Below are 3,025 nucleotides of genomic sequence, written 5' to 3' on the forward strand. Positions count from 1 at the left end.
TTCAACCGAGAAAATAATGATAAATTTGCCAACTTAGAGACGGTTGATTGATAGAAAAAGTAGAGTATGTGGCGATACCATTTATTATGTATTCAAGCATTTATGGAAGTTTGGCCATCACACACTGTAACAATGGAGTGTGTTATACCAAATTAATAAATATTTGCTACAAATAAATAGGTTATTTCTTAGGAATAAACCCACCTCTAACCTTTCTCAGGAGGGGAAGTCAGGAGTCATAATAAATAGCTTTGATACCATTTATTAGGTCATAATTGATATTTTTACTCCAAGGGACATCTCCTATAAAGTCATTTAATTGTTCTGATTATTCGTAAAATTATTTTTCCAAATTGATATTACTCCCTTCCCGCTATAAGATTACCTAACAATTGACTAAGGCATAAATATGGTGAATTATATTTTGAATTTGTTGTGCTGTTTGAAGCTGATTGAATTCAAAGTATTTTTCATGCCTTATATTGAATTTGTTCCATATTTACACCCAAGGGAAGATGATGCAGCAGTTTCATTGTTAACAGATAAATAATATATTCAGCTAGATTAAAATTAGGAGAATAACTCGGAGTATCAATAAAATCTACCACAATTTGATTTGACATTTTGGGTTCCACAAGATGTGCAAGTAATTGAGTTCTCATTTTCTTTTTATCTGTGGAATTTTTATCTCAAATAATAGTCAGTTGATCAAATCCATTTTTGACACAAAAAAGACACAGTTGTCAAAAATAATCTGAAACATCCTCCGATGAGCGATTTTTCTTTTAACTGGAAATACTCTTGACCTGTCAAAGTATCTACGGCAATCATCCCGTTCAATTTCTTTCTCTTTCCTTTCTGATTACTGAGTACTTTTGACCCTGTGTTCTTTTCTGCCCATCCGTAAAAAATACTGGGACGTTCATCAACAGCAAATTCGTCAAAAAATACTATTTTTTTCTTTTTCTTCTTGAGAAGAGAGTTTTTTTTTAAGTTTGATATCAATGTTTTTTGCTCTTCTTTGTGAGCATTAGCATCATCTCTATGTGCTTTTGGATTTGACTTATTTAACTCCTTGAGTATTTCATAGATTCTGGTTATTTTTAACTTCACTTCCCATCTTGACTCGAGCACAGTACTAATAATTTGGCCTGTCCATATATTTCTATCTATGCCATAGTTTCTGGGTAATTCTTCCCTAAACATTCTTTTTAATTCTTGTTTTTGTTCTCAATTTAATCTTGAAGATACTTGATGACAAATTGGTTTGGTTAATTCATTTAACCCTGCTTCCAGAAATTTATCTATCCAAGTTGATCAAGTTTTGTAATTACAATTTAATAATTCTGATACTTCTATTCTACTTTTTCCCTCATATAGGTATCTAATTGCTAGTAATCTTTTCCTTAAATACTGTTTTTGATGTTTGTAGTATAGTTTTGGCCATAAATCCCAATCCAGTTGGCGAACTGACAAGTCAGCGCAAGCTATCGCTTCACCTAAATGTCCTATTTTTCAGTAATTTATATCATGTCCGGATAATTAGTGATAAAAAAACTTTCTCCTTCTTCATTCTTTCTACCCTCCTGTCTCCTGTCTCCTGACTCCTTCGTCGTTTATTTATAACTGTTCAACCGGACATGATATTAGTCATCATCAACCCTGAATTAAAATAATGTAGTTTTGATGATGATCAAATAGGTAATCTTTTGGCGGGAAGGGAGTAATATATTTTCAATGCCTGTTGGATTTGTGAAGTAGACGCTGCGACCTTCCCCAACATTAAATTCCTGAAAACTATGAAATAAATTTGCACCTCTAATTACTCCACCTTCTATCTGTTCTTTTAATTGATCGATACTGTTAATAACTTAATTTTCTTTGCCTAATGTTTGATCTGGAATGATTTGAGAATTAACAGATTTTTGAGAAAAAAATATAGCCAGAAATAGAATGGTACTAGAGGTAGTATTTATCCAGTTATATCAAATCCGCTCGGGTTCGGTATAAAAAAATTTTTCATCTTCATCCAAGAGCAAATGTTTCGCGCATTCTCTTCCCCCCTGACTCCTGACTCCTGACTCCTGACTCCTAGATTAACTATCTAATTACACCGATGCTACCGGATTTGATATTATCAGAAAAATTTAAGTTCATATTCGCTATCAAAAATAAGAGCAAATAATTAATCAGAAAAAGTTCCAAATGCCACAGGTGAAAATAGATAACAACTAGGATGAATTAACTGTAAACCACCTGAGTTGACAGTAGTTACAGTAGTAGTGAGTATAATAGTACCACTTTTAGTCATGACCCAACCCTGAGCTTGACGAATTTCTGGCAACTTCTCGACTTCTGAGCGATGGTAGACTACAACAGGTTGTTTATCATCTCTGATCACACCACTTGTATACCCGGATGTTTCTGTTTCCCATTCGACCATTCCTCTTAATACTGTTAATGGTTGAGTTGGATCTGGTGGTAGACCACCTCGACCTGTAATTACAAAGGAACTACCTTCTTTTTGAGCTTGAGTTGGGGCACATATATTGTTGGCCACTAATGATTGAGGGTCTATGACTGTAGCAGATAATCTGATCATTCCTTGAGTGGGGTCTACTTGAGTATTAATATCTACTGTGCCGTCAATGCCCAAAGTTGAGGTGGCAGTAATTTTGCTACTAGCGTCAAGAAACACCCCTTCTGCATTAATAGAAATATTACCACCTCGACCCTCTATGGCATTGGCGCTAATATTACTATTGTCCGAACTAACAATAAATTGTGCATCAATATTAATATCTCCACCTGTGGCAGACTCTGTAGCGTTGGTAGTAATTGCACTATTATTTTCTAGGTTAATATCTGAAACTTGTATAGTAATGTTACCCTGGTTTCCAGCTGTAGTTTCCGCACTCAGAGTACCATTGTTGAGTTCAATGGATGGAGCATTAATATTGAGGGAACCTGCCACCCCATTACCAGAACTACTAACGGTAACGATCGCTTGGTCTTCCACTCTTAA

3 protein-coding genes and 1 pseudogene are annotated in these 3,025 nt (G+C 34.7%); all 4 read right to left on the reverse strand.

Annotation, left to right across the window (positions count from 1 at the left end):
• Positions 1–470: 470 nt before the first annotated feature.
• Positions 471–662: a hypothetical protein gene (locus F6K13_RS25910; RefSeq protein WP_124147125.1), complete on the reverse strand. Its 192-nt coding sequence runs from the start codon at positions 660–662 to the stop codon at positions 471–473.
• Positions 663–708: 46 nt separating this feature from the next.
• Positions 709–1,206 carry a hypothetical protein gene (locus F6K13_RS25915; protein WP_124147124.1) on the reverse strand — a complete coding sequence of 166 codons (498 nt, stop codon included), beginning with the start codon at positions 1,204–1,206 and terminating at the stop codon, positions 709–711.
• Between the two features lie 461 nt (positions 1,207–1,667).
• On the reverse strand, positions 1,668–1,868 hold the full coding sequence (locus F6K13_RS35430) for a hypothetical protein (protein ID WP_124154394.1): 201 nt from the start codon (positions 1,866–1,868) through the stop codon (positions 1,668–1,670).
• A gap of 317 nt (positions 1,869–2,185) precedes the next feature.
• Positions 2,186–3,025, reverse strand: a pseudogene (locus tag F6K13_RS25920) (filamentous hemagglutinin); the annotation flags it as partial.

It is taken from the genome of Okeania sp. SIO2B9, from assembly GCF_010672505.1.
In the GTDB taxonomy this organism is placed as follows: Bacteria; Cyanobacteriota; Cyanobacteriia; order Cyanobacteriales; family Microcoleaceae; genus Okeania; species Okeania hirsuta.